The sequence below is a fragment of the Fodinibius roseus genome, from assembly GCF_900129315.1.
In the GTDB taxonomy this organism is placed as follows: domain Bacteria; phylum Bacteroidota; class Rhodothermia; order Balneolales; family Balneolaceae; genus Fodinibius; species Fodinibius roseus.
Window position 1 is genome coordinate 34,510 of the sequence record NZ_FQUS01000021.1, and the last position, 25,638, is coordinate 60,147.

The 25,638-nt window shown below is 49.8% G+C and carries 20 protein-coding genes and 1 pseudogene; 12 read left to right on the forward strand and 9 right to left on the reverse strand.

What is annotated here, in order from left to right; genetic code table 11:
* Positions 1–6 precede the first annotated feature (6 nt).
* Positions 7–1,344 (forward strand): RagB/SusD family nutrient uptake outer membrane protein, encoded by a 1,338-nt coding sequence (locus tag BUB16_RS16530; RefSeq protein WP_084088370.1) that lies wholly within the window; start codon positions 7–9, stop codon positions 1,342–1,344.
* A gap of 5 nt (positions 1,345–1,349) precedes the next feature.
* Here BUB16_RS16530 and BUB16_RS22055 read toward each other — a convergent pair whose 3' ends face one another.
* On the reverse strand, positions 1,350–1,478 hold the full coding sequence (locus BUB16_RS22055) for a hypothetical protein (RefSeq protein ID WP_280173662.1): 129 nt from the start codon (positions 1,476–1,478) through the stop codon (positions 1,350–1,352).
* Between the two features lie 262 nt (positions 1,479–1,740).
* On the opposite strand from BUB16_RS22055, the gene BUB16_RS16535 reads away from it, so the two are divergent.
* From BUB16_RS16535 to BUB16_RS16555, 5 genes and pseudogenes are all read left to right on the forward strand, one after another.
* Complete coding sequence (locus BUB16_RS16535; protein WP_211483212.1) at positions 1,741–2,256, forward strand: hypothetical protein; 516 nt, start codon at positions 1,741–1,743, stop codon at positions 2,254–2,256.
* Positions 2,257–2,356: 100 nt separating this feature from the next.
* Positions 2,357–2,566, forward strand: a complete 210-nt coding sequence (locus BUB16_RS22290; RefSeq protein ID WP_350354144.1) for a GDCCVxC domain-containing (seleno)protein — start codon at positions 2,357–2,359, stop codon at positions 2,564–2,566.
* Positions 2,567–2,572: 6 nt separating this feature from the next.
* Positions 2,573–2,791, forward strand: a pseudogene (locus tag BUB16_RS22295) (flavodoxin family protein); the annotation flags it as partial.
* A gap of 133 nt (positions 2,792–2,924) precedes the next feature.
* Positions 2,925–3,875: an L-histidine N(alpha)-methyltransferase gene (gene egtD, locus BUB16_RS16550; protein ID WP_073067109.1), complete on the forward strand. Its 951-nt coding sequence runs from the start codon at positions 2,925–2,927 to the stop codon at positions 3,873–3,875.
* 63 nt (positions 3,876–3,938) lie between these two features.
* The gene (locus BUB16_RS16555) at positions 3,939–5,237 is read left to right on the forward strand and encodes a sulfurtransferase (protein ID WP_073067111.1); all 1,299 of its coding nucleotides are present in this window, start codon (positions 3,939–3,941) and stop codon (positions 5,235–5,237) included.
* 185 nt (positions 5,238–5,422) lie between these two features.
* Here BUB16_RS16555 and BUB16_RS16560 read toward each other — a convergent pair whose 3' ends face one another.
* The 3 genes from BUB16_RS16560 to metH all read right to left on the reverse strand — a co-directional run bounded on the left by BUB16_RS16560 (position 5,423) and on the right by metH (position 11,469).
* Positions 5,423–6,895, reverse strand: coding sequence for a dihydrolipoyl dehydrogenase family protein (locus tag BUB16_RS16560; RefSeq protein ID WP_073067113.1), 1,473 nt, complete (start codon positions 6,893–6,895; stop codon positions 5,423–5,425).
* Between the two features lie 168 nt (positions 6,896–7,063).
* Complete coding sequence (locus BUB16_RS16565; RefSeq protein WP_139240350.1) at positions 7,064–7,525, reverse strand: hypothetical protein; 462 nt, start codon at positions 7,523–7,525, stop codon at positions 7,064–7,066.
* A gap of 254 nt (positions 7,526–7,779) precedes the next feature.
* Positions 7,780–11,469: a methionine synthase gene (gene metH / locus BUB16_RS16570; protein WP_073067118.1), complete on the reverse strand. Its 3,690-nt coding sequence runs from the start codon at positions 11,467–11,469 to the stop codon at positions 7,780–7,782.
* 188 nt (positions 11,470–11,657) lie between these two features.
* Here metH and BUB16_RS16575 point away from each other — a divergent pair, with 188 nt between their 5' ends.
* Positions 11,658–12,626, forward strand: coding sequence for a methylenetetrahydrofolate reductase (locus BUB16_RS16575; protein ID WP_073067119.1), 969 nt, complete (start codon positions 11,658–11,660; stop codon positions 12,624–12,626).
* Between the two features lie 27 nt (positions 12,627–12,653).
* Here the strand turns inward: BUB16_RS16575 and yaaA are convergent, their stop codons facing one another.
* Both yaaA and BUB16_RS16585 read right to left on the reverse strand, forming a co-directional pair.
* Positions 12,654–13,415: a peroxide stress protein YaaA gene (gene yaaA / locus BUB16_RS16580; RefSeq protein WP_073067121.1), complete on the reverse strand. Its 762-nt coding sequence runs from the start codon at positions 13,413–13,415 to the stop codon at positions 12,654–12,656.
* Positions 13,416–13,524: 109 nt separating this feature from the next.
* On the reverse strand, positions 13,525–14,598 hold the full coding sequence (locus BUB16_RS16585) for a Gfo/Idh/MocA family oxidoreductase (RefSeq protein WP_073067123.1): 1,074 nt from the start codon (positions 14,596–14,598) through the stop codon (positions 13,525–13,527).
* 496 nt (positions 14,599–15,094) lie between these two features.
* Between BUB16_RS16585 and BUB16_RS16590 the strand changes: the two genes are divergently transcribed.
* Entirely contained in the window at positions 15,095–16,462 is a 1,368-nt protein-coding gene (locus BUB16_RS16590; RefSeq protein WP_073067125.1) for a Gfo/Idh/MocA family protein, read from the forward strand.
* Positions 16,463–16,627: 165 nt separating this feature from the next.
* Positions 16,628–17,386: a 3-keto-disaccharide hydrolase gene (locus BUB16_RS16595; RefSeq protein ID WP_211483213.1), complete on the forward strand. Its 759-nt coding sequence runs from the start codon at positions 16,628–16,630 to the stop codon at positions 17,384–17,386.
* An 8-nt stretch (positions 17,387–17,394) separates the two neighbouring features.
* On the opposite strand, the gene BUB16_RS16600 is transcribed toward BUB16_RS16595, so the two are convergent.
* Positions 17,395–17,850 carry a CHRD domain-containing protein gene (locus tag BUB16_RS16600; protein WP_073067128.1) on the reverse strand — a complete coding sequence of 152 codons (456 nt, stop codon included), beginning with the start codon at positions 17,848–17,850 and terminating at the stop codon, positions 17,395–17,397.
* Positions 17,851–18,343: 493 nt separating this feature from the next.
* Entirely contained in the window at positions 18,344–19,390 is a 1,047-nt protein-coding gene (locus tag BUB16_RS16605; RefSeq protein ID WP_073067130.1) for a Gmad2 immunoglobulin-like domain-containing protein, read from the reverse strand.
* Between the two features lie 630 nt (positions 19,391–20,020).
* Between BUB16_RS16605 and BUB16_RS16615 the strand changes: the two genes are divergently transcribed.
* The 3 genes from BUB16_RS16615 to BUB16_RS16625 are packed head-to-tail and all read left to right on the forward strand — an operon-like array spanning position 20,021 to position 23,655.
* On the forward strand, positions 20,021–21,142 hold the full coding sequence (locus tag BUB16_RS16615) for an efflux RND transporter periplasmic adaptor subunit (protein ID WP_073067135.1): 1,122 nt from the start codon (positions 20,021–20,023) through the stop codon (positions 21,140–21,142).
* A 20-nt stretch (positions 21,143–21,162) separates the two neighbouring features.
* On the forward strand, positions 21,163–22,392 hold the full coding sequence (locus BUB16_RS16620; protein ID WP_073067137.1) for an ABC transporter permease: 1,230 nt from the start codon (positions 21,163–21,165) through the stop codon (positions 22,390–22,392).
* An 18-nt stretch (positions 22,393–22,410) separates the two neighbouring features.
* Positions 22,411–23,655: an ABC transporter permease gene (locus tag BUB16_RS16625; RefSeq protein WP_073067139.1), complete on the forward strand. Its 1,245-nt coding sequence runs from the start codon at positions 22,411–22,413 to the stop codon at positions 23,653–23,655.
* A gap of 93 nt (positions 23,656–23,748) precedes the next feature.
* Here BUB16_RS16625 and polX read toward each other — a convergent pair whose 3' ends face one another.
* Positions 23,749–25,530, reverse strand: a complete 1,782-nt coding sequence (gene polX, locus BUB16_RS16630) for a DNA polymerase/3'-5' exonuclease PolX (protein WP_244545726.1) — start codon at positions 25,528–25,530, stop codon at positions 23,749–23,751.
* Positions 25,531–25,638 lie beyond the last annotated feature (108 nt).

Here is a 25,638-nt window from a genome sequence, read left to right on the forward strand (position 1 = left end):
ATAACTATGATGAAATTAATCTGCAACAGGATGCGAACAACAGCGGCTGCTTTGGCCGTTATGCTGGTTTGGCTCGGCGGGTGCGACCTGGACGTTTCCAATCCAAACTCAGCGACGGAAGATGAAGTGCTGGAATCCGCTGACGGAATTCGTGCTTATGTGGTCGGCATGCAGGGGACATACGCCGGTGACGTCTATGCCGATATTATCCTTAATACTGGTGTTACGACGCGAGAGATGGCTATTAATACGACTTTTTCCAGTCTTATTGAGCTGGAAGAGGGGGGCGTGGCGCTTCCGCCGGAAAACAGCCGTACCAATAGTATCTGGAATGGCCTGACAAGGATGATTAACATGTGCGACCAGATTCTGGCTAATGCTCCCGGGACTATTACCGATGAAGCCGAGCTCAGTGGTATTATGGCGTTGACCAGCGTATATAAAGCCATGTCTCTTGGTTATCTGATTCAAACATTCGAGCAGGCGCCGATACAAGCTGGAAACGAAGTTGAGTTTTCATCCCGGGATCAGGTATTGAGCGAGGTGTTGACATTGCTTGATAATGCCCAGACGCAAATCGCAGGTACGCCGCCCTCCAGTGATTTTAACAGCAGCGTAATGCTGTCCGGTTTTGATCTGGAGAATACCATCTATGCTATGCAGGCGCGGTACCACCTGCTGGCCGGCAATTACCAGGAAGCTATTGACGCCACCGGCGAAATTGATCCTTCAGCCACTTCGGTATTCAGTTTCGACGGATCCGCTTCCAGGAACCCGGTATATGATGCCGTTGCCAGCGGGGATGAGGGACAGGAGTACGCCCCGAGAGACAATTTCGGCACGCAGTTCACCGAGGCCGGAGACGATCGTATGGATTTCTATTTGATATCAGAGGATACGACCAGCACTCCCAACGGTTTTGAAATTGATGAACTCGGCGGCTTCTATACGACGCCGGCTTCTTCCATCCCGGTCTATTTGCCGGGCGAGATGAACCTTATTCGTGCGGAAGCCTATGTCAGGATGAATCAGCCGGGCCTGGCGGTGGATGAGATCAACGCGATCAGGACAAAAGAGCCGGCCGATGATCCTTTTGGTGTGGGAGCAGACCTCCCGCCTTATTCCGGGTCGATGGATGAAGAATCGTTGCTTGAGGAAATCTACTACCAGCGAAGTGCGGAGATGTATCTTAGCGGGATGCGTTTTGAGGATGCCCGGCGGCTGGGACGCCCGGTACCCCCTGATAATCCGCCACTGACGTCGGAGCGGAACCGGGTATACTATCCTTATCCTTCCCAGGAGCGACAAAACAATCCGAATACGCCGGCCGATCCCGAGATTTAATTTTGTTATTTAAAACCAAAATCATTGAAGAAACCGGTTGGTTTTTTTGGGCTTGGTTCATCCATCCGGTTGCACAACCAGCCGGATGAAGCATCTTTATCGCTGCGTTTGCTGTACATTGCCAATCGATTCATAACCTGCCGTTAGTTATTGGAGTTTGGTATTCAAGCTAATGGACAATTCCAAATCCGTCAATCACATCATAATGTGATTATGCTATGTAGCGTGCAAGCCTCGAAGATCACATGATCATGTTAATTCATCTGTCCGGAAAAATATTACCTTATAGGCAGGCGTTAGTCGTGATACAAATATGCGCTTTAAAACCAAACCAGTTGAGTTGCCTTATTATCCAATCAACATAAAATGGAGAAGATTATGAAGCCTGTCAGCCTCTTGTTAGCCGCGTTATTTCTGATTTCATGCGAGGGAGACCCCGGTCCAATGGGGCCTGATGGACCTCGAGGTCCCCAGGGCCCTCCGGGATTTGTAGGTCAGGCCTTCGAAGTGGAGGCGTACTTTAATGAATCGAACGAATATAGTGAGGTTTTTGAGATCCCACAGACTATAGACATTGATGATAGCGATATTGTATCTGTCTATTGGCTTTGGGATGTTGATGAAGAGGCGGGGGATGTGTGGCAGCCTTTGCCTGCGTCCGTTTATTTTGATGACGGTGGTGAAATGCAATATGCTTTTGATCATACGCAATTTGATATACAGCTCTTTCTGTATGGCAATGTAGACCTGGGCACGGTTGGCGACGATTACACACAGGAGCAGTTTTTTAAAGTTGTGATATTGCCAGTTGAGTACGTGGAGGCCAACAAGGTAGATTTGAGCAATATGCAAGAGGTCATGAAGGCCGTGGACAAGAGCAAGGTCGATCGTTTGCGTGCGGTGCAGCAGTAGGATTAGTGATGAAACCGGTTGGCCCTGTTGGCAACAGGGCTTACTTATTTATTTCATTATCATTATTTATTAAATTAGTGCTTGACTCTACTGACATTCTATGAGCATGATAACCCGGGAATCAACCATTACCTGTTCGAATTGTAGCCTTAAAACTACAGAAACAATGCCTACCGACTCGTGCCAATTTTTTTGGGAATGTCCGAACTGTGGAGAAGTATTAAAAGCCGGGGAAGGAGACTGCTGCGTGTTCTGTACTTATGGAGACACGTCTTGCCCACCCATCCAACAAGAGCAAGATTGTTGTTGAGGCCATGAAGCGGGGCCGGGACCCAGTTACGGAGATGAAGGAGAAAACGGGCCGGTTGGCTTTGACAATGAGTTTACCCAGCGAAACACGACGTTTATGACCTGGAATTTGATGCATCTGGCCTATATGCTCGAGCAATCCGGAGGAATTCCGGCACATGGAAACCAGCGGTCCGAGTGGGAGGCCGGCTGCCGTTTCGATCATCCCAATCCGGAACATCGCTAATATACTTCAGTTTGTTACGTGTTCATTCCTGTCTAAACTGAATGATCGGTATGGAACTTTGGTTTTTTGTAAACCATGGGTGTAACGGATAATTGCTGGATACGGAATAAAATTTGCAACGAACAGGCTCTCGATGGAAAATCAGGTGAAGGAATGTCATCCAACCATGCTTGAAGAGGTGCTGGATGGATTACGTAAACCGCAAAAGAAACTTCCCAGCAAATATTTTTACGATGAACGGGGGTCGCAGTTATTTGAGCAAATAACCAGGCTGGATGAATACTATCCCACCCGGACCGAAGTGGCCATCATGCGGGAAAATATGCCGGAAATTATCAGGCAGATCGGAAGGGACGTCGTGCTGGTCGAGCTGGGCAGCGGAAGCAGTGAAAAAACGAAATTATTGCTTGATCATCTTCCGCATGTTACCGCCTATATTCCTGTTGAAATATCGGAAAAATTTCTGTCGTCGGTTGTCGAACATCTCAGAAAGAAATATCCGGACCTGAGTATTAATCCGGTATATACCGATTACACCCGGCCGTTTCAAGTTCCTGATATCGAACAACCGTATGACCATTTTGTAGTCTTTTATCCCGGCTCTACGATTGGCAACTTTCATCCCAGGCAGGCCCGGCAATTTTTGGCCACAATATCCACAATGTTGGAGCCAGGCGGCGGTATGCTTATAGGAGTTGATCTCAAAAAGGATAATGAAGTACTGGAGAGGGCCTATAATGACAAACAGGGACTCACGGCCAGGTTTAACAAGAATATATTGCGGCATATTAACCGGGAGCTGGATGCCGACTTCAGCCTTGATAAATTCCGGCACTGCGCTACTTACAATGAAGGTAAGGGCCGCATTGAAATGCACCTGGTTTCTAAAACCGATCAGGAGGTGACTGTCGCGGGCGAGCAATTCCATTTTATCCGAGACGAATCCATACATACCGAGAACTCTTATAAGTATGCTCTTAAAGAGTTTGAAGAACTGGTGAGCGACTGGTTTACCGTGGAAAATGTCTGGACAGACCAGCATAACTATTTTTCTCTGCAGTACCTCCAGAATAACATCTCCTGAGTAACACCCCGTACCGCCGCAGGCAGTCTCATTTCAAACGATTCAACAAATAAAAATATCCCCATGAACGAGCTATCTACACAAGAACTCACCCGGCATATTGATGATTCCAATACGGTCTTAATAGACGTGCGTCCCATCGCGGCTTACAATGGCTGGGCCCTTCATGGGGAAGAGCGCGGGGGACACATCCCCGGGGCCAGAAGTATTCCTTTGCAATGGACCCGCTACATGGATTGGATAGAAGTGCTGGAAGAAAAAAATATCACAGAGAACCGGTCTGTGATCGTTTATGGATACAGCGCCAAAGAAAGTGATGAAATGGCTGTTACATTGCGTGAGCTGGGATACCAGGATGTGGCTGTGTATAACGGTTTTGTTAATGAGTGGTCAAAGAATGCTGAACTGCCACTAAATAAGCTCCCGAGATATCAACATCTTGTCTACCCGGATTGGATTACACAACTTATAAATGGCGGCACTCCCCCGCATTACGAAAACGATAATTATGTAATTTGTCATGCTCACTACGATCATATTGAAGATTACAACCGGGGACACATTCCAGGCGCTGTTCCGCTGGATTCGAACAGCCTGGAATCGACAGAAACCTGGAATCGGCGTTCCGCGGAAGAGTTGAGAAAAACATTGGAAAAGCTGGGCATTCGTCATGATACCACCGTCGTCATCTATGGACGGTTTTCTTCCCCTGTTTATGAAGAAGAAAAATTTCCGGGTAAAAGTGCCGGCCACCTGGGGGCCCTCCGATGCGCGGCCATTATGCTGTATGCCGGAGTTAATGACATTCGAATCCTGAATGGCGGCATCACAAGCTGGGAGACCCGGGATCTACCACTGTCTACAGAAGCGAGTAAACTGATACCCGTTGATGATTTCGGAGCGGATATACCTGTCCATCCCGAATACATGATTGATATGCCGGAAGCCAGACAACTGCTTGCCGCAGAGGACGGAGCTCTTGTTAGTATACGAAGCTGGGAGGAGTTTATAGGTAACCAAAGCGGCTATCATTATATTGAAAAAAAAGGACGCATTCCGGGGGCTGTCTTTGGCAATTGCGGAAGCGATGCCTACCATATGGAAAATTATCGCAACTTTGACCACACCATGCGGGAATACCCGGAAATTCAACAAACATGGGAAGAGGGCGGAATTACCCCGGACAAGCATATCGCATTCTATTGCGGGACCGGCTGGCGGGGGAGTGAAGCGTTTATAAATGCCTGGCTTATGGACTGGCCCCATGTTTCTGTTTATGACGGCGGGTGGTATGAGTGGTGTAATGACCCGGATAATGCCATAGAAACAGGGGTCCCCGATGAACCTGTTTTCAAAGAATGAAGAGTAGGTTGAGCTTGTGCCAGTGGAGGAGAAGATCAAATGTGGTTTTTCTCTCCGTTATTTTAAATGTTCAGTCCAAGTGGAGCATCCAGACCATGATCAGGAAACTACTTATTTTTACTAACCACATTATGGGGAATTTGGGTACAGGGTTGAGTCCGAAAAAAATGGCTATGCATATTAAATTACATTATTCGGTCTTCGTCCAGATCCGGCAGTTTCCCGCGGTAGCGAAAAATCTTCTGGATAAGTTTTGTCAGCCATTCAGACTGGCTTTTGACATACCATTGGTCAGCCGCCCTGCGGGCACCCAGACTATAACTGGGATAGGGATGAATGGTATCAGCCATTTTTCGCAGTGTAACGCCGTTTTTCATAGCCAGGGCATACTCGCTGATCAGTTCGGCCGCGTGTACTCCAAAAATACTGGCACCCAGAATCCTGCCCGTCCTTTTTTTAGCGAATAGCTTAATCAATCCCTCTGTCTCATTATCGGTGACGGCTCTATCAATTTTATCATATGGAAACCGGTACTCCTCGTAGGAAGTGCCTTCCTCAATCAACGATTTTTCTGTAGCTCCGACGTGAGCCAGTTCCGGAGCTGTATAAGTACTCCAAGGCACATGCCGGCTATCAATTTTCAGCGGTATTTTGAGTAAGGCATTCGTCGCTGATATCTTAGCCATATGTTCCGACATGTGCGTAAACTGGAACCGGCCTGTAACGTCGCCCGCCGCATAAATATGCTGTACGCTTGTCCGGCAACGATCATCGATGGTTATACCGTGTTTGGTGTAGTCGATACCGGCCGCATCCAGATTGAGTTGTTCGTTATTGGGTACTCTTCCTGTGGCTACCAGAAGTTTGTCGGCCGACCACTGCTCACTTTTCCCTTCCCGCTCTCCCTGAATAATAATCTGTCCATTTTCCTGTACCACCTCATTAACAGAGGCCGATAGCTTAAAATCAACTCCCTCTCTTTGTAGACGATCCTGCAGCATTCCGGCCAGCTCTTTATTATCGTTGTCCAGAATATGCGGAAGCCTGTCAATAACCGTAACGTCGGTTCCCAGCCGCTGAAAAGCCTGTGCCATTTCGATGCCGATAGGTCCGCCTCCGATGATAGCGAGACTGGAAGGCTGATTCTCAAGTTCAAACAACGTCTCATTGGTTAGGTAAGGCACATTATCCAGCCCTGGGATGGACGGAACCCTGGCACGACTACCCGTTGCTATAATAAGATAGCGTGAGGAAATCGTCTGCCTGCTTTCCGATTCCGTAATTTCAATGGTATGCTTGTCTACAAAAGAGGCCTTCCCAAATTCTACGTCAATATTCATCTCCCGAAAATGATCAGGATGGTCGGCTTCCTGATATACCTTCTGTCGAACGTTACGGATATGCTGCATAACCCGGCTGAAGTCGAGAGAAGCATCCCCGATATCGGCTCCAAATTGTTTTGCCTGCTTCATGGTTTCGGCTATTTTTGCAGCATGAAGTAAGGTTTTGCTCGGCACACAGCCGTACCATGTACAATCACCACCGAGCTGGTCAGATTCAACCATGATGGTTCTGGCTCCAAAATTGGCTCCAATACCCGCTGCGGTCAAGCCCGCTGCGCCGCCGCCGATTACCGCCAAATCATAGTCATACTTCATGAGAGAGATTTTTTTTAGCTTTTACCTTTAAGAGAGTTGAATAAATACCATACCCGATAAACAAAAGTACGATACCATACACCCACCATGGCACGTTTTCTCCAGCAATAAAAAGATAAATATACGCTGAAGAGAGACATAATCCAGTTGCAAGAATGGGCAAAAAATTCACGTTTTATCGTCATTTCGGTATTCAAGGGTCGAAGGGGCCACTCCGAAATCCTGCCGGCATTCTATGCCATGGGAGTTGAGGATGAGGGCGATGATCGCGTAATGATGGACGGTGTGACTGGTCAATACGTCCAGCTCTCTGCCTACTGAGGTAATCAGGTGCACGGTTTCATTTCCCCGGAGTGTTCGCTGAACTTTAATGGGATCTTCCGGGTTCGTCAGGGTGGCTGTTTCTTTCAGACCGGAAATAAGCCGGTTACTTTCTTCGATAGCGGCCTGCGCCGAATTCTCAATATTCTTGTCGCGGTCTCGCTGATCATACCGGATCATTCCCTGTCCAATTCCTTTAAGAAAACAGCGGTACATATCCAGGATATGCCGATAGTGAGATCCGATAGTGCCTAAGGATTCGGCAATGGATAGGCGAGCATAATAGTCAGATCCAATGTCTCTAACCATTGTTTCTCCCTGTTCAAGAAAGGTAATATTTTGTTGGACAAGTATTTTTCCGGTATCCAAGATTAGCTATTTCGATGGGTTTGAGTTGTTATATCAGATACTATACCGGTTGCTGCTCAGCGTATTGTCGGAGACTTCTACGGAAGATCCGGTTTTAAAAGATATCTGTCTACCCAGGCGGCCGTAACGGATCCTACATACTTTGCATCTTCTTCACTGGTTAGCAGGTGATCGGCGACGGGGGTACCTTATTCCTATTCCGGCTCATAATTCAGGTTTGAGCCCAGCCAGCGCTCTACTTCTTTTACGCTCATCCCTTTGCGTCGGGCGTAATCTTCGATCTGGTCCTTGCCCAGGTTACCCACGTTGAAATAAGACGATTCGGGATGCGCGAAATAGAGTCCGCTTACCGAAGCGGCCGGATGCATGGCAAAGTGTTCCGTCAGGTGGATATCGGCTTCCTCTTCCGCATCCAGCAGATCGAACAGGATGCGTTTTTCGGTATGGTCGGGCTGGGCCGGGTACCCGGCGGCGGGACGAATACCATCGTATTGCTCGCGGATGAGAGCTTTGTTGCTGTAATCTTCATCCGGCGCGTAGCCCCAGATCTTTTTGCGCACTTTCTCGTGGAGCAGTTCCGTAAACGCCTCCGCCAGGCGGTCGGCCAGCGCCTTCGTCAGGATCGCATTATAGTCGTCGTGGTTGTCCTCAAACCGGCGGACCAGCTCCGGGGCGCCGATCCCTGCCGTCACAGCAAAACCGCCCATATAATCGGCTATACCGGTTTCCCTGGGAGCCACAAAATCGGAAAGCGCCCTGTTGGGCTGACCGCGCCGCTTCTGGGCCTGCTGGCGCAGGGTGTGAAAGGTCGTGAGGACCTCCGAGCGGCGGTCGTCGCTGTAAAGCTCAATGTCATCCCCCACCGCATTGGCGGGATAGAGTCCCAGTACTGCTTTGGCTTTCAGCAGTTGCTGATCGATAATTCTATCCAGCAGATCGTTGGCATCGTCAAACAGCTTCTGAGCCTCCTCGCCGTATTTTTCATCCTCCAGCACCTCCGGGAATTTCCCCTTCATCTGCCACGCAATGAAAAAAGGTCCCCAGTCGATATAGCTGCGGATCTCCTCGAGAGGATAGTTGTCAAAAACATGTTTGCCCGGCTCGTTAGGCGGGACGATCTCCGTGGATTCCCAGTCAATTTCGGCCGCATTTTCCCGGGCCTCATTCAGCGGGAGATAGGTTTTCCGGCTGGACCGGCTTTGATGTCGCTTGCGCAGTTTCAGGTACTCGTTTTCTTTCTTTTTAATAAATTCATTGCGCAGTGTCTCGGAAACGAGGTTCCCGGTCACGGATACGCTTCGCGAGGCATCCAGCACGTGGATTACCGGCTGGTCGTAATTGGGCTCGATTTTGACCGCCGTGTGCATACGCGAAGTCGTAGCTCCCCCGATCAGCAGCGGCTGGTTAAACTGCTCACGCTTCAGCTCCTTGGCTACATGCACCATTTCATCCAGCGAGGGGGTAATGAGTCCGCTGAGACCGATAATATCGACCTTGTTCTGGCGGGCTTCCTCCAGAATTTTATCCGCCGGCACCATTACCCCCAGATCGATGACATCAAAATTATTGCAGCGAAGCACCACGGCGACAATATTTTTTCCGATGTCGTGGACATCCCCCTTAACGGTCGCCAGCAGTACTTTCGCCTTGGGTTTGCTGTTCTTGTTTTTCTCCTTTTCTTTTTCGATATACGGGATCAGGTGCGCCACACCTTTTTTCATGACGCGGGCGCTTTTGACCACCTGGGGAAGAAACATCTTGCCCGAGCCGAACAGGTCGCCGACGACATCCATGCCGGACATCATGGGACCTTCGATGACTTCAATCGGATGCGGGTATTTTTGGCGCGCTTCTTCCACGTCATTCACAATATGATCCACAATGCCCTTCACCAGGGCGTGTTTGATGCGTTCTTCCACGGGTTCTTCGCGCCAGGCCTGGACCTCTTCTTCCGTCTCGGTACTATCGTCTTTGATCTCCTCGGCATAATCGACCAGGCGCTGTGTGGCATCGTCGCGGCGGTTCAGCAGCACATCCTCCACGAGTTTGCGCAGCTTATCGGGAATTTCTTCATACACTTCAAGTTGTCCCGCGTTGACGATCGCCATATCGAGTCCCGCCTGGATGGAATGATACAGGAAGGCTGAGTGCATGGCCTCGCGCACTTTATTATTGCCGCGGAAGGAGAACGAGATGTTACTGAGTCCCCCGCTCACCTTCGCCAGCGGAAGGTTTTCCTTGATCCACCGGGTTGCGTTGATGAAATCCACGGCATAGTTATTATGCTCTTCGATGCCGGTGGCAACCGTCAGTATGTTGGGATCCAGGATGATATCCTGCGGGGCAAAGCCCACCTCCTCGGTAAGGATGGTATAGGCCCGCTCGGCAATCTCGATACGCCGCTCATAGTTGTCCGCCTGTCCCTGTTCGTCGAAGCCCATAACCACGACCGCCGCCCCGAAGTTGAGTATCTCGCGCGCCTGTTCCATGAATTCCTTCTCACCCTCCTTCAGGCTGATGGAATTGACCACGCACTTGCCCTGTGCTGTTTTGAGTCCCGCTTTAAGCACCGACCATTTGGAGGAGTCGATCATCACCGGCACGCGGGAGATATCCGGTTCGGCGGCCAGCAGCTGCATAAACTCGACCATTACTTCTTCGGATTCGATCATCCCTTCATCCATATTGATGTCGATGATCTGGGCCCCGTTTTCGACCTGTTGCCGTGCTACCGACAGCGCTTCCTCGTACTGCTCGTTCTTGATGAGACGCTTGAACTTGCGCGAGCCCATCACGTTGGTGCGCTCCCCGATGTTGACAAAGTTGGTATCGGGACGAACGACCAGGGGTTCCAGTCCGCTTAGCCGCAGGTAGGGTTTCTGTTCCGGTATCTGCCGGGGACAGCATTCCGCGGCCGCCCGGGCAATGGCTTTAATATGGTCGGGTGTAGTCCCGCAGCAGCCGCCCACCAGGTTTACAAAATCAGATTCCGCATAATCCCGCAGCTGATCCGCCATAAACTCCGGCGACTCATTGTATTCGCCCATCTCATCCGGCAGACCCGCATTCGGATAGAGACTGGTGTAGCAGGTCGCTACATTGGCCATCTCCTCGATATAGGGACGCATCTGTTTGGAGCCCAGCGAGCAGTTTAGTCCCACGCTCAGCAGGTTTTTGGTGTGCGAAATAGAAATCCAGAACGCCTCGGTCGTCTGTCCCGACAGCGTGCGCCCGCTCTGGTCCACAATGGTACCCGAAATCATCACCGGGAGGGCCCGGCCCGTCTGTTCGGCATGCTTGTGGATGGCGTAGATGGCCGCCTTGGCGTTGAGGGTATCAAAAATAGTCTCCACCAGCAGGATATCCACGCCCCCGTCGTCCAGGCCCCGGATTTGTTCGGCATACGATTCCTTAAGCTGATCGAAAGTGATTGCGCGATAGCCCGGGTCTTCCACATCCGGGGAAAGGGAAAGTGTTTTGTTGGTGGGACCAATGGCGCCGGCTACCAGGCGGGGCTTGTCCGGCGTTTGTTCCGTCATCCTATCGGCCACCTCGCGCGCATTCCGGGCGGCAGCCACATTCAACTCATAGGCCAGATCCTCCATATGGTAGTCGGCCTGCGAAATAGAGGTGCTGTTAAACGTGTTGGTTTCTATGATGTCGGAGCCCGCCTCCAGGAACCGGCGGTGAATATCTTTAATGATATCAGGCTGGGTAAGGCTGAGCAGGTCGTTGTTGCCTTTTAAATCACTGCCGTAATCGCTGAATCGCTCGCCCCGGTAGTCTTCTTCAGAAAGGTTGTGCTGCTGAATCATGGTGCCCATGGCACCATCCAAAATGAGAATGCGATCTTGTAACAGATCTTTTATCTGGTCAAATTTCATGTAAACTTCTTTCAGGTAATTATAAGGTGCTGTGGGTCGCTTTTTGAAGGAAACCCTTGGATTGCACAAAAACTTTTCAACTAAGTCACGAAGTGATTACCTTATACACTATTAGAATTTTCGCTTCGAAAATCGTGTAACGGTTGATAAGTTTTTGGATCCCTAAGATACAAAGAATACCAGATTAAATGAAAGTTATTGAACATTACGATCGAGCCAAGGAACCTTTGATTTCTTTTGAAATCATTCCCCCCAAACGGGGAAAGTCGGTAAAAAAGGTTTTTGATGCGCTGGATCAGGTTATGAAATATAATCCGCCCTTTATTGATGTTACCTATCATGCGGCGGAATCGCATTACGAAGAGCTCAGTGATGGCACTATAAAACGCCATATCAAGCGAAAGCGTCCGGGTACGATCGGACTTTGTGCGGCTATCCTGCACAAATACGGCGTCGACCCGGTGCCGCACCTAATTTGCGAGGGCTTTACGAAAGAAGAAACCGAGGATGCGCTCATTGAATTGAACTACCTCGGTATTGACAATGTGTTGACCATACGCGGCGATGCGGCGGACGATCCCATTCCGCGCTATAAAAACGGCACGTTCAACAAATATGCCGTGGATTTGGTGAAACAGGTCAAGGATATGAACAAGGGGAAGTACCTGGAAGATATTGTAAACGCACAGAAAACCGACTTTTGTGTGGGCGTAGCCGGTTATCCCGAGAAGCATTTCGAGGCGCCTAATCTTGATTTTGATATCCAGATGCTCAAGAACAAGGTGGATGAGGGGGGCGATTATATTGTCACCCAGATGTTTTTTGATAATGATGCTTTCTTTCGGTTTGTCAGAAAATGCCGGGAAGCGGGAATCGAATGCCCTATTGTACCGGGACTAAAAGTACTGACGCGCGAGCAGCATCTGAATTTTTTACCGAAATATTTCCATCTCAATATTCCCGAGGACCTTTCCGATGAAGTCCAGGCGAATCCTACCCATGCCAGGGAGATCGGTATTGAGTGGGCGGCCCGGCAGTGTACCGAGCTACTGGAGGGTGGCGTTCCCGGTATCCACTTTTATATTATGGGGGATCCCACGCCGGCGCTGGATGCTGTCGACAAGCTTTCCCTGGGACACAGTGTGGTTAAAAAATGATCTTTAGAAAATATTTGTATAACCGGTTCACCGTACAAAGACCGGCTCATGTTTGTTTTCCGTATGCTCTCCGCTGTAGCTGTAGTCGTTGCGATTGAACCCGCGGAGGCCTTCCAGCGTATCTATCTCATTTTCGATAAGATAACGAGCCATGGTTCCCCGATTCTTTTTCGCGTAGAACCCGATGACTTTTAAGTCCCCGTTCTTAAAATCCTTGAAGACGGGACTTATGATGTCAACCTTCAGCTTATCCGGGTTAAGCGCTTTATAATACTCTTTGCTGGCAAGATTAACGAATAATTCATCTTTTTCGAGTTCTTCGTTGAGCGCTTCGGTAAGTTTGTCATCCCAAAAGTCGTAGAGCCTGTCATGGCCGTTAACCTGCAGCCGGGTACCCATTTCCAGGCGATAGGGTTGCATCAGGTCGAGGGGACGAAGAATACCATACATGCCCGACAGAATACGCAGGCTGTTTTGCAGGGTATCGAGGTGGGACTCGTCGATCGTATAGGCATCCAGCTCTTTATAGGCCGAACCGTCAAAGGCGTAAATACAGGGGCGGGCATTCTCCCCGTTAAAAGGAGTGGAAAACTTTTGGTAGCGCTCGTAGTTCAGGTCAGCGAGATTCTGGCTGATGTCCATAAGCTCTCTGAGCTCATCTTTTGACATTTCGGCCAGCTCACTATTGAGCGTTTCTGCTTCCTTTAAAAACCGGGGCTGGGTTGAACGGTCGGTGGGAAGCTCGCGTTCATAGTCCAGTGATTTAGCGGGAGAAATAACGATCTTCATATTGCGGGAAATACTTTATTGGGCGTATGATTCAGCGTTTGTAGTGTTTCTCATCGTTGGGCCATTCCATTGGTTGTTGATAACCGGTAACCGGATATAGGTAAAGCCACTACAGGGCCACTTTCTTACCGGTCTTAACCGACTCGTCACAGGCCAAAACAATCTGGAGCGTCTGTACGGCGGCAGCCATGTGGTCGGAGAGGTCGATATCCTCCTGGATGGATTTTAGAAAGTATTGCTGCTCAAAAAAGCAGATTTCATCGTGACCCGGCTCGTCGGGGGTTTCGATGGTTTTGTCGTCGCGGGCAAGCTCTCCATTTTCGTCAAGCTCCGAGTAGTGCAGCTGCAGCCGCTTGACCGTCGAGTGATCTTCAATGATGGCGGACTTGCCCCTGGGGTCGTTAAAGGTATCTTTACGGATGCTTACGCTGCCGTTGGGACCGATGACATCCTTCACAAAATAGGCCGTTTCACTCATCATGGGCCCCCACCCGGATTCATACCACCCGACAGATCCGTCATCAAAGGTAACTTGCAGCTGGCCATAGTTATACATATCGGGATTAATATCGTCGGTCAGGCGAGCGCCAATGGCATGCACGTGAGTGGGATTGGCTTGCGTCATCTGGCACATCATATCTACATAGTGCACCCCACAATCGACAATGGGCGACATCGACGACATAAGGCTTTTGTGGGTCTCCCACTGGTGACCTGTACTCTGCTGATTCAGATTCATGCGCATGACCAGCGGCTTGCCGAGCTTTCTGCTGTGTTCAACAAATTTTTTCCAGCCGGGATGGTGACGCAGGATATAGCCGACAAGCAGTTTTTTATCGGCCTTTTTGGCCGCCTGCACGACTGCTTCAGCATCTTCGACCGTTTCAGCGAGAGGTTTTTCCACAAAAACGTGCGCGCCGTTTTCGAATGCCTTGATAGCATAATCGGCGTGGGTCCCCTGATAGGTATTAATGGAAACAGCATCCGGCTGTGTTTGCTCCAGGGCTTCCTCGTAGCTTCCAAAAGTCGGGAGTCCCCCCAGTTCCTCGGACAGCCGTTCCCGGCTTTCGGGTCCCCGGCTTACAAGGCCGACAATGTTAAAATTATCAAGCTTATCATATGCTCTTGCATGGGAGGTTCCCATATTTCCACATCCTACAACTAATATGTCGACAGTATTCATATTCAGAATCAATTTCTATTTAGTATTGAAAATAAGTGCGAATTCAAACGATACCTTTTATACATTTTCGTCCCGTCTCATGGAGTGAAAGTCCCCGTCAGATCGCATAAACCGGATATTCGGGACTTTTATTGAGAGGGATGTTTCAGATCATGTAATATTTCACAAATAATAAGGAATGAAAAGAAAATTCTTATTTTTTATTATTGATAAAAATATACAATTTCATTTCATTGTATTGGTTATAGATATACCCTGATAGAAGCAGGGTTCTATATTTATACATTATGTTACCTTATATTAAACGGCGTCTGGCTGTGTCCCTGTTAAAGGATTGAGATATCGGAGCGACCTTTCGTTTTTTGGATAGCAATATATTCTCTTGAACAGCAATATAGCCTGTTCCCATACTGTGAAAAGCCGGCAATTGGGTAATCGTAATGAATATTTTAACACATACATATTCATAATTCATACTAAGTAGTAACAATCTCTTATGTCTAAAAGCAAACAAAGTCGCCGCGAGTTTCTATCTACTGCCGCCTGGAGCGCTGTCGGAACGATAGGTGCAGCCGGCCTTCTGACAAATTGTGCAAGTTCGAACACGTTAAAGGATCTGAAAGATGATACGCATCTTACCCTCTTAAACGAGGCCCCGGATGGTGAACCCTTACGGGCCGGTCTGGTCGGGTGTGGCGGACGTGGTTCCGGTGCAGCGGTTAACTTCGTGGATGCGGGTCCCAACCTGGAAATTGTGGCGCTGGGGGACCTTTTTGAGGATCAGCTGCAGAAGTCCAAAACAATGCTTAAAAAGGCAAGAGATATAGATGTAGCCCAGGAAAATTGTTACGTCGGGTTTGACGCCTACCAGAAGGTTATTGACTCCGGGGTTGATATCGTCATATTTGCTACGCCGCCTCATTTTCGCCCCATGCATGTAGAAGCAGCCATCGATGCCGGAAAACACGTTTTCCAGGAAAAACCGGTGGCGGTTGATCCCGTGGGAGCCCGGCAGATGATGGCCACGACACAAAAAGCAAAGCAGAAGAATCTTTGTATGGTCAGTGGGACGATTCGCCGGTATCAGAAAGATTTTATCGAAACCCAGCGAAGGGTGGCCAATGGCGCGATCGGCGAGGTCGTGGGAGCCAATATTATCCGGAACGGTGGTGCAATCTGGTGGGTCGAGCGAAAGCCGGAATGGAGCGAAATGGAATATATGGTTCGCAACTGGCAGAATTTCAGCTGGCTTTCGGCCGATCACTTTGTGGAACAGTTTATTCATGAACTTGATGTGATGAACTGGCATATGGACAGCTGGCCGGTTAAGGCATTGGGGTACGGAGGCAGGACCCATCAGGTATCGGGCAACAAGTTCGATCATTTCAGCGTGCAGTATGAATATGAAGACGGAAAGAAGGCGCATTGTGCCACTCGCCAGATTAACGGCTGTGATAATTCCAAAACCCAGCATATTACGGGCACAGAAGGATATGCCGATGCAACCGGTTCCCTTTATAATCATCAGGGAGAGCTTATCTGGGAGTATCCCTATCCGGAAGATGACAACCCGGAGTCGGAATGGTATGTAAAGAATCCGTATGTACAGGAGCATATTGAGCTGGTTACCGCTATTCGGACGGGCAATTATATTAATGACTCGGAAACTCAGGTCAACTCAACGCGGATGGCCCTTATGGGCAGGATGGCCGCCTATACCGGCGAGGAGGTAACCTGGGAGGAAGTGGTTGACTCGGATCTTCGACTGGGACCCGATACCTATGAATTCGGGCCGGTCAGCGGGATTCCCGAACATCCCCCGGTGCCGGGCACAGCTCCTTCACCGACAAACAGGTATTCATAAAGCAGGTTTTATAATCTTCCATCGTCTGACGGGTGCCTTTTATGGTTTGTATCAGACCGCATTCCGACTGGCATGGTGGTAAGCCCTTATAAAGTAAATCACCCTGTTCAAAGCTTATTCTGATGAATGGGATGTTAATTCGATCAACGTTAAACCGATAGTATTATGAATAGAAAAGAGTTTGCAAAACAGGCCCTCATGGCCTCCGCGATGGCTACAGCGGCTCCGGTCATGGGGTTGTCTCCATCCAACGCCAAAGAACAATCTTCGTTTCCGGATGAGGCGATGCTCTCTTTCAGGCCGCTTTTCAACGGTAAGGATTTAAGCGGGTTTGTGGATGTAAATACCTCTGAGGATACCTGGTGGGTGGAAGATGGTATCCTGAAAGCCACCGGACATCCGATCGGGGTGATGCGCACGGAAAAGCAATATCAGAATTTTATTCTGGATATTGAGTGGCGACACATGGAACCCGGTGGAAACTCCGGGGTCTTCGTTTGGGCCAACGGAACCCAGCACGAAGACAATCCCTATCCGAAAGGCATGGAAGTGCAAATGCTTGACACCCAGTGGGCTGAAATCAATGATCGCCCTGTTGAATACGTGCACGGACACCTGTTCCCCGCGATGGGACTGGAGGGGACTATTCCCGATAACCCGTCTGAGATCGAAGGGCGAAGTTACGCTCTTGAGAACAGGGTCAACGGTACGGGAGAATGGAACCGGTATCTGGTGGTATGCGTGGATGGGACGCTCAAGCTGGCGGTCAACGGCAAGTTCGTCAACGGCATACGCTCAACGAAACGAAAGAAAGGCTACATCTGTCCCGAATCGGAGGGAGCAGAGGTCCATTTTCGAAAGATAGACATCATGGAACTCCCGGGAGGGGTGATTGAACCCGACCAGGCCGCGCCGGTCGTTTAGATTAGTTGCTATTTCATCGGGGGAATCTGTCCGCGCAGCTCTCCGCTGGTATGATTGCTGGTGGTAATGTTGATATACAGTTCTCCCTTTTTTAACAACGGCTTCTGCGCGTCATTTAAGAAAAAGGCATTATCCCTGGCTTTTATCTCACCGCCGGTACGATCTTCACTGGGTTCGACGTTCAGGCGGAACAGCATATTTCCGGATTCCTCCTTTTCTCCGATCATGACATAGGCACCGCGGTAGGGACTTGTCAGATCAGAAAAATCGCCTTTCACCCGAAGCGTATCCTGTTTAAAAGAAACGATAACCAGGCCTGTACCCGGAGTACTGACAGGAGGCTCATGGTTATACCCCGCCAGCATGATTTGCCTGGCTTGCTGGGCGTAGGCCGGTTGCGGATCAAGCGTTACGGAAAGTAACAGTAAGACAAACAGTGCGCATAGTGTGTTTTTTAGTTTCATGTTTCCTCTCTTTTTAATTGTGGTGATTCTGTTAGAAGACTTTGCATGACGGTCCCTTTTCCATTCTTTTCGTTATAGGGATTTTAAAGCCTTCACACATTCTCAATAAGCTGCTGTTTTAAGATTCCCCTGGCGTTGATCCCGGAGCAAGAATCCTTGTTTGGCAAAGCCTTCTGTGATTATATAACAGGGACGCTGAGGAAAATATTATTGCAAAGTGCTTAAAAAGTTAACTCTGTGTTTCTGCAGCTTCGTTTCTGTAAGCAGGTCTTGGTTTTTTATAAGTAACAAGGCTTTTTCGGAATAGGTGCGTATTGTATGATGGCATTATATGTAGAAAAACGATCTTCAGGCAAAGCATTTCCCTTTGGGTGTTGTTGGAGAATTTTTTCCACAATAAAAAGTACCGGGTCGTCAAGAGTGGGATAAAAATCTTGGCGGATTAGTTTTCACCGGTGAGCCGGGGTAACGCATACCGTAACGTGCTGATACATTAACGGGAGGAAAAGATAACCGGCACAGAATAGGACTGGGCGTTTTCGGGAAGACCGGAGGGATTGGCTCGCTCAAAAACAAGGCGGCCGCGATGATTTTCAGGGGCTTTAAACGTCATTGTTGCTTTAAAAGGGACAAACTGCTCGGTCATCCACTCCCCGTCTGCCTCGGCGGAAGACTGCGCCACAAGGCTGTCGGTGACATCATCGTATAACTTGACCGTGAATGTCCCCTCAAAATACCAGTACCCCTTCGCCACGCCTTTGATAGGAAGCGGAGAGGAGATCTTCGCCTCAGGTTCTGGATTTTCTATTTTAATCATCTCGCCGGCGGGCTTTTTCTCGCCGCCCTCTACAAAAAAGAAACTACCTAAAATTTCATGGATGACAGCGGCCTCTTGTTCGTTGCGGTTACCCTTGCGGATGTATTGATCCCCCCTTGAGTAGTCGCACTTTCTAACGGCTTGTCTCTCACCCGTCTCCGCATCTATGCAGTATGTCGTATCTTGCCGGGTTTGGATTTGAGCAAAGATGAAGCCGGAATCGGTCCATTTCCCGGGCGGATCTGCGGGAGCTATAAAATAAGCCCAGGGTGATCCGTCTTTAAGATGAAGAACTTTGGATTTGGAAGTGTCGATTTCGAAAGAAAGTTCAGGCTTCTCTTCTGCCTGGCTGAAAGGAGCATATTGGCTGTTTGGTAATTCCGTACCCCATCCACCAGGCAGGATGGCGATGTAGGAATGGTCAGCTTCAGCGTGAACATGTAAGGGAGTTTCCTGTTTTGCACCCGTACCTTTTTTAATCAGGTTGATAGCCTCGTGTGTCCTCCCCCGGAGGGGTTCTTCCACTACAATCCATGAGGCAGGCAAGCGTAGGGCCAAGTCGTATTCCGGATTAACATACCGGTCACCCGGTGGTTGTACGCTATCGGCCGGGCTTGTATCTGCCGGCTGTGTTTGAGAATCGAGATTTGAGCAGCTTGTCGATATCAATACAGAAAGACCGGCTGCGATCACAATGGAATAAAATACGTGTTGCTGTGACATGGACATGGATCCTGGACTGACTTTATTACTATTCCATGAGGCCCTTATAGGTTCGTACGACATCCATGTTACCCGCTTCTGAAGACTCCTGGGATTGTGGTCTTTTACAGACAAAAGACAAAGACGGCAGCGGTATCTATTATAAAGTGCTATTGGCTTGACCCATAGAGTTCAACATGGGATGGTTCTGCAAAGACTTCTTCTTTTGTTAAAGCCTTGAGAAGCGTAATATGTTCCGCCCCCAGGTGGGCCCAAGAGAGCTGAACTTTCCTGCTCCGATTTCTAAGCTCAGTGCCCGGGATAAGATTGGTACAGGTCATAGAACCGGGGGGACATCCGTCGATTTTTAACGAACTCCAAATTCGTATGGGAATGTCCGTCAAGGGTCTGTTCATGCCCTCATTTTTAGCAGCATTTGCAAAACCTTGCTTTTGGCCACTATCTGCCTGCATTTTCGCATCTTCAAAATCCTCACATATATTTTCTTATATGCTGCGGTTTTGAATTGCGCTCAGGCTTTGATATGGACTAAAATCCCCGATTTTCGAAATCCTCTTTTAAAAGGTTGAAACCGAATATCCCCAGTTACGTAAAGGAAGATAACTCACAACTTTTTAGAACAGGATCATTATGGGTTTTCAAAAGAAACGGAAACGGGGATTATGGATAAGCATCTTGGCTGTTATCATCCTCGGCGGAGGCATATTCTTCTATTTATACGGCAGCACATCCGGGGAGGAAAATCAGGAAGAGCCTTATGTTACGGCCGAGGTGGGAACAATCATTGAGAAAGCCCTGGCCGTGGGGACGATCGAACCGGAAAATGAGATCGAGGTGAAATCTAAAATTTCGGGCGTTGTCAGCCGGATTTTCGCGGAGGCGGGCGATTATGTCCGCAAGGGCGACCCGCTCATAGAAGTCAGTCCCGATCCCACCCCGCTTGAACTGGCTGAAGCAAAGCGCAACCTGGAACGGACCGAAATTGAAGAGACGAACCTGGCAAAAGAGCTGGCACGAATGAAGACGCTGAACAGCCGTGACTTGGTTTCGGACCGGGAGTTCGAAGAAGTACAACAACAGTACAATGACGTTAAAGTTCGTTTGCAGATCAACAGAGAACGACTTGAACTGCTCGAATCGGGACGTATTGTCGTTGGCGACATGGTTATCGAATCCATTATCCGGTCCCCCGTCGATGGATTTATCCTGGAGGAGATGGTGGATGTGGGAGAGCCGGTCGTTCCGCTGACCTCTTACCAGGAGGGGACGCCGCTGATGACGCTTGCCGGGATGGATCATCTGCTTTTCAAGGGCACGGTCGATGAGATTGATGTCGGAAAGATTGCGGAGGGGATGCCCGTGGAGATAAAGATAGGAGCATTGCCCGCGGATACGGTGTATGGCGAGGTTTCCCGGATCTCGCTGAAGGCCATTGAAGATGAAAATGCTACCGTATTCCCGGTAGAAATCAAGATCACCGATACCGGAGGCGCTACGCTTCGCGCGGGCTATTCCGCAAACGCAGATATCATTATCAAGCGCATGGAGGATATTATTACGATCCCGGAACGCGTGGTCAGCATGCGGGAGGGAGATGCTTTCATTGATGTGCCGGGCGATGAGCCGGGCAGCCGGGTAGAAAAAGAAATTGAGCTCGGATTAAGCGACGCTATTACTGTGGAAGTGGAAGAAGGGCTTGAAGAAGGGGATAAAGTACTGGAACGTCCTGAAAAAACACTGACCGTGCGATAATAATTTTAGTTGATTAGTTAATGTCTCTGATATCTCTCATAACTGATTTATTTCGTAACCTAAGCCAACAGCGCCTGCGGAGTTTCCTTACCATTTTTGGCATTATGTGGGGTACGGCTACGCTGATCCTGCTGCTTGCTTTTGGCACCGGCTTCCGGGATCAGACAATCCTGAATATGCGGGGCATGGGCGATCAGATCGCCATTATGTTTCCGGGACAAACGACCGTTGCCTATGAGGGATATGGCATAGGCCGTCCTGTCCGTTTTCGGGAAACGGACGTACAGCTGCTTCGCGACCAGATAGCGGATATCGATGTCGCCACGCCGGAATACAGGGAAAGCATGGAGATTTCATATGGCACAAAGCGCCGAAATTCATCGGTGGGTGGGGTATACCCGGTGTATCAGGATCTCAGGAATATGTTTGAAAAGGCAGGGGGACGATGGCTCAATGAGGCGGACGTGAAACAGCGGCGAAGGGTTATTTTCCTTGGGAATCGACTGACGGAAAATCTTTTTGAAGAGGAAGATCCGGTCGGAAAGCAAGTGACGGTAAGCGGAACACCGTTTACCGTTATCGGGGTGCTGCAGGAAAAAATACAAAATTCATCTTATTCCCAGCAGGATCGCGACCGGGCGTTTATCCCCGCGTCCACCTATTCAGCCATGATGGGGACCGACAGGCTCAGTAATATTCTTTATACGCCGGCTGACCCCGGGAAGGCAGAGACCGTAAGAGATCAGGTGTATGAGGTGATGGGACGAAAACACCGTTTTGATCCTTCCGACCGCGATGCCATCGGTATTTGGGACACCAATGAGTTCTGGTCGTTTATCAATGTTATGTTTTTAGGTATTAACGGATTTTTGGTACTGATAGGATTCTTTACGCTTGCCGTCGGGGGGATCGGGGTGGCTAATATTATGTTTGTGGTGGTCCAGGAACGAATGAAGGAGATCGGCATCCGACGTTCGGTGGGAGCGAGGAGGCATCATATAATGGGACAGTTTTTCCTGGAGACCTTCATGATTGTCGGGATCGGGGCTGCGGCGGGTTATGCCGTGGGATGGCTGTTGGTTGAGGCCACCCAGGATCTGCCGATCAAGGATTTTGTGGGATCTCCCTACTTTGCTCCCGAAGTGGGATTGATCGCCTTCGCTGTTCTCGGCTTTGTGGGCTTTGCCGCCGGACTGCTGCCCGCCTGGAGAGCCTCCCGGCTTGACATCGTCGAATGTTTAAGGAGATAAATAGAAGGTGCGTATACTATGTGGAATAATTTAATCAGAGAATTTTTTGCCGATCTTGGCAACCAGAAATTGCGCTCGTTTTTAACCCTGATAGCGATTGCCTGGGGCACCCTTTCGGTAATTCTGCTCCTGGCCTTTGGGCGGGGACTGGGGACCAGCATGATGGAGGGGATGCTGGGGGCCGGCAACCAGGTAATTGTCATCTATGGCGGGCAGACCAGCATGAATTACGAGGGATTGGGAATCGGGCGCCGTATCAGTTTTACCGAAGAGGATGTGGCGCTGCTGCAGCGTTCTGTCCCCGGCATCGCGCATTCCAGTCCCCAGTACGGACGGTGGGGTGCTCAGCTTCAAACCGGGGACGCTACTACGAATACTTATATGGAGGGCGTTAATCCTGATTTTGAAATTATGCGTACAATGTACCCGGCGGCGGGGGGACGCTTTATTAACGAGCAGGATGTAGATAGCAAGCGGCGCGTTCTCTTCCTGGGAGATGAGATTGCCGGGCGTCTTTTTGGGGAAGAAAATCCGGTCGGCAAGCAAGTGAAGCTCGATAATATGCCTTTTACGGTCATTGGGGTGATGAAACCCAAAATGCAGACGGCCATGAACAATGGTCCCGATGCCGACCGGGCTGTCATTCCCTATTCCACCTTCCGGAATATTTACGGCGACCGGACGGTAAACTCCATCCTGATACGTCCCTCCGACCCCTCCCTGCAGGAGCGGATTAAGCATGATATTACCGCTATTCTTTCGGCAAAATACGCTTTCCACCCTGAAGACGAGCAAGCGATCCCCATATGGGATTTTATCGAAATGGAAGCAATGAACCGGAAAGTAGCAGCGGGACTCGAAGTATTTCTCTTCACGGTTGGGTTGTTTACGCTGATTATTGCGGGCGTGGGGGTGGCAAACATCATGTTTGTGGTGGTTAAAGAGCGCACCAGGGAGATCGGCATCAAACTGGCGGTAGGTGCGAGAAAAATCCATATTATTGTCCAGTTTGTCTTTGAGTCGCTCCTGATCTCTTTTATGGGCGGTTTTATCGGCCTGGCGATCTCTTCGGCTATCGTGTATGGCGTGCTGGCGCTGGATATGACAGAAGGTCCGGGAGCGTTTCTGGGCAAGCCGGAGATATCGGAATTATCCGTCATCGTTACGATCGGGATGCTTGCGCTTATCGGCCTTACAGCCGGGGTCTTTCCCGCCATGAAAGCCGCCCGCGTGGATCCGGTGGAGTCGCTGCGGTACGAGTAAGGGAGGTATCCGGACAGGGTTCTTAATAAATACGGGCAAGGTCCGGCATTCTTAGTAATAGCGGCGCAGTATTCGGGACCGGGCCCCGTATCACTATGAGTCCCGGTCAGCCAGCCACTTTTCAAATGCTTCGGCTGATCGGGTATTGAGGATACGCTCTTTTTCAAACTTTCCTTTTCGGGCAATGCGTACGCCATAGTGAATGTCGTCAATGCCATCGGTACTGTGGGCATCGGGATTGATAGAGGAAAGGAGTCCCTCTTCCCGGGCCTTGTTTCCGTGCCGCCAGTCCAGGTCGAGGCGCCGGGGATTCGCATTGATTTCTATGGCGGTGTTGTGCTCCACGGCCAGTTCAATTATTTCATTCATATTAAGATCGCTGCCGTCGCGTTTCAACAGCAAGCGTCCCGTAGGATGTCCCACCATCCGGGTGTGGGGATTCCGAATGGCCCTGCGGAACCGATCCATCATTTTGTCGCGTGACATCCCAAGGCCGGAGTGTACGCTGGCAATAACCAGGTCAAAGCCCTCCAGGATGTCATCTTCGTAGTCCAGGCTGCCATCGCCCAGGATGTCGGATTCAATTCCCTTGAAGATACGGAAGTTTTGCCCGCCGGTCGCGTACTCTTCATTCAACCGGTCAATCTCTTCCCACTGTTGTTTGATTTCCTCCACCGACAGTCCCCCGGCGTAAGCAGCCGACCGGGAGTGGTCGGTAATGGCCAGGTACTCATAGCCGCGCTCCATACAGGCCTCTGCCATCTCCCTGATTGAAAACCTGCCGTCGCTCCAGGTGCTGTGCGCATGAATTACGCCCCGGATATCGTCTTCTTTGACCAGGGCCATGGTTTCGTGCGTTTCATAAAATGCAACCTCGCCCCGGTCTTCGCGCAGCTCCGGGGGAATAAAATGCAGATCCAGCTTCCGGTAGATATCCGATTCCGACGCATAATCGATCGGGGCTTCAACATTGGTATCCCCCTGGTTATTCAGTTCGAACAAGCCGTATTCATTGAGGGAAAGTCCCCGCTTCCGGGCCCGCTGGCGCAGCACCACGTTATGCTCCTTGCTGCCGGTAAAATACATCAGCGCGGCCGGAAATTCTTTTGGTTTCACAATACGCAGATCTACCTGTCGCCCGTCCCTCGTACGGATGGAGCTTTTGGTCTCACCTTGTCCCAGTACTTCCACCACGAGCTCATGATTCACAAAAGCGTCGAACAGCCCATCGATATACTGCTCCCCGGCGCCGATCAGGATATCCACGTCCCCGATCGTCTCTTTCGATCGCCGGAGGGAGCCGGCCACTTCAATAGCCTCAACGCCCTCCTGCTCCTTGAGGAAATGGTAGATCGGCCGGGCGATGTCCGCCGCCTGGTCCAGCCGGCAGCGTTCGTCAAACTGCTGCATCCACTGGATGGAGGTCAGGATCTTCTGAGCCGATTTCTGGCCCAGTCCGTCCAGCGAGGCGACCCTTCCGTCTTCACAGGCCTCTTTCAATTCCTCCAGTTCGGATATTCCCAGTTCCTGGTGGATTTTTGCAATATTTTTGGGCCCCAGTCCCGAAATATCCAGCCATGTAATGACGCCCTCCGGAATCTGACTACGAAGGTTTTCCAGTACCTCTATGGTTCCAGTCTCCGCGTACGAACGGATATCACCGGCAATAGAACTTCCAATGCCTTTGATATCGGTCAGGTTGCCGCTTTCAATATAGTTATTAATATCGTCATCGAGCGATTCAATTGTCTGGGCGGCGCGGTCAAATGCGATCGCCCGGAACCGGTTTTCTCCGGCCAGCTGCATCAGTTGGTAGATTTCACGGAGCCGGGCGGCTATTTCGTCGTTGGTAACAGGCATGTGTATAGTATTCATTCGTTAAAAAGTTCAGGCACTTTGAAGCCCAAAAAGTATTGAATCATTCCCTCTTTTCACAGAAAATGCAGGAAAAGGGTTTCGAAAACTTTCAGGCCGGGCGTATCG

Bases quoted from the DNA above. Each gene is read 5' to 3' on its own strand.
- BUB16_RS16530 (WP_084088370.1), top strand. From the start codon at position 7: ATGATGAAATTAATCTGCAACAGGATGCGAACAACAGCGGCTGCTTTG.
- BUB16_RS22055 (WP_280173662.1), bottom strand. From the start codon at position 1,478: ATGAATCGATTGGCAATGTACAGCAAACGCAGCGATAAAGATGCTTCA.
- BUB16_RS22290 (WP_350354144.1), top strand. From the start codon at position 2,357: ATGAGCATGATAACCCGGGAATCAACCATTACCTGTTCGAATTGTAGC.
- egtD (WP_073067109.1), top strand. From the start codon at position 2,925: ATGGAAAATCAGGTGAAGGAATGTCATCCAACCATGCTTGAAGAGGTG.
- BUB16_RS16555 (WP_073067111.1), top strand. From the start codon at position 3,939: ATGAACGAGCTATCTACACAAGAACTCACCCGGCATATTGATGATTCC.
- BUB16_RS16560 (WP_073067113.1), bottom strand. From the start codon at position 6,895: ATGAAGTATGACTATGATTTGGCGGTAATCGGCGGCGGCGCAGCGGGC.
- BUB16_RS16565 (WP_139240350.1), bottom strand. From the start codon at position 7,525: ATGGTTAGAGACATTGGATCTGACTATTATGCTCGCCTATCCATTGCC.
- metH (WP_073067118.1), bottom strand. From the start codon at position 11,469: ATGAAATTTGACCAGATAAAAGATCTGTTACAAGATCGCATTCTCATT.
- BUB16_RS16575 (WP_073067119.1), top strand. From the start codon at position 11,658: ATGAAAGTTATTGAACATTACGATCGAGCCAAGGAACCTTTGATTTCT.
- yaaA (WP_073067121.1), bottom strand. From the start codon at position 13,415: ATGAAGATCGTTATTTCTCCCGCTAAATCACTGGACTATGAACGCGAG.
- BUB16_RS16585 (WP_073067123.1), bottom strand. From the start codon at position 14,598: ATGAATACTGTCGACATATTAGTTGTAGGATGTGGAAATATGGGAACC.
- BUB16_RS16590 (WP_073067125.1), top strand. From the start codon at position 15,095: ATGTCTAAAAGCAAACAAAGTCGCCGCGAGTTTCTATCTACTGCCGCC.
- BUB16_RS16595 (WP_211483213.1), top strand. From the start codon at position 16,628: ATGAATAGAAAAGAGTTTGCAAAACAGGCCCTCATGGCCTCCGCGATG.
- BUB16_RS16600 (WP_073067128.1), bottom strand. From the start codon at position 17,850: ATGAAACTAAAAAACACACTATGCGCACTGTTTGTCTTACTGTTACTT.
- BUB16_RS16605 (WP_073067130.1), bottom strand. From the start codon at position 19,390: ATGTCACAGCAACACGTATTTTATTCCATTGTGATCGCAGCCGGTCTT.
- BUB16_RS16615 (WP_073067135.1), top strand. From the start codon at position 20,021: ATGGGTTTTCAAAAGAAACGGAAACGGGGATTATGGATAAGCATCTTG.
- BUB16_RS16620 (WP_073067137.1), top strand. From the start codon at position 21,163: ATGTCTCTGATATCTCTCATAACTGATTTATTTCGTAACCTAAGCCAA.
- BUB16_RS16625 (WP_073067139.1), top strand. From the start codon at position 22,411: ATGTGGAATAATTTAATCAGAGAATTTTTTGCCGATCTTGGCAACCAG.
- polX (WP_244545726.1), bottom strand. From the start codon at position 25,530: ATGAATACTATACACATGCCTGTTACCAACGACGAAATAGCCGCCCGG.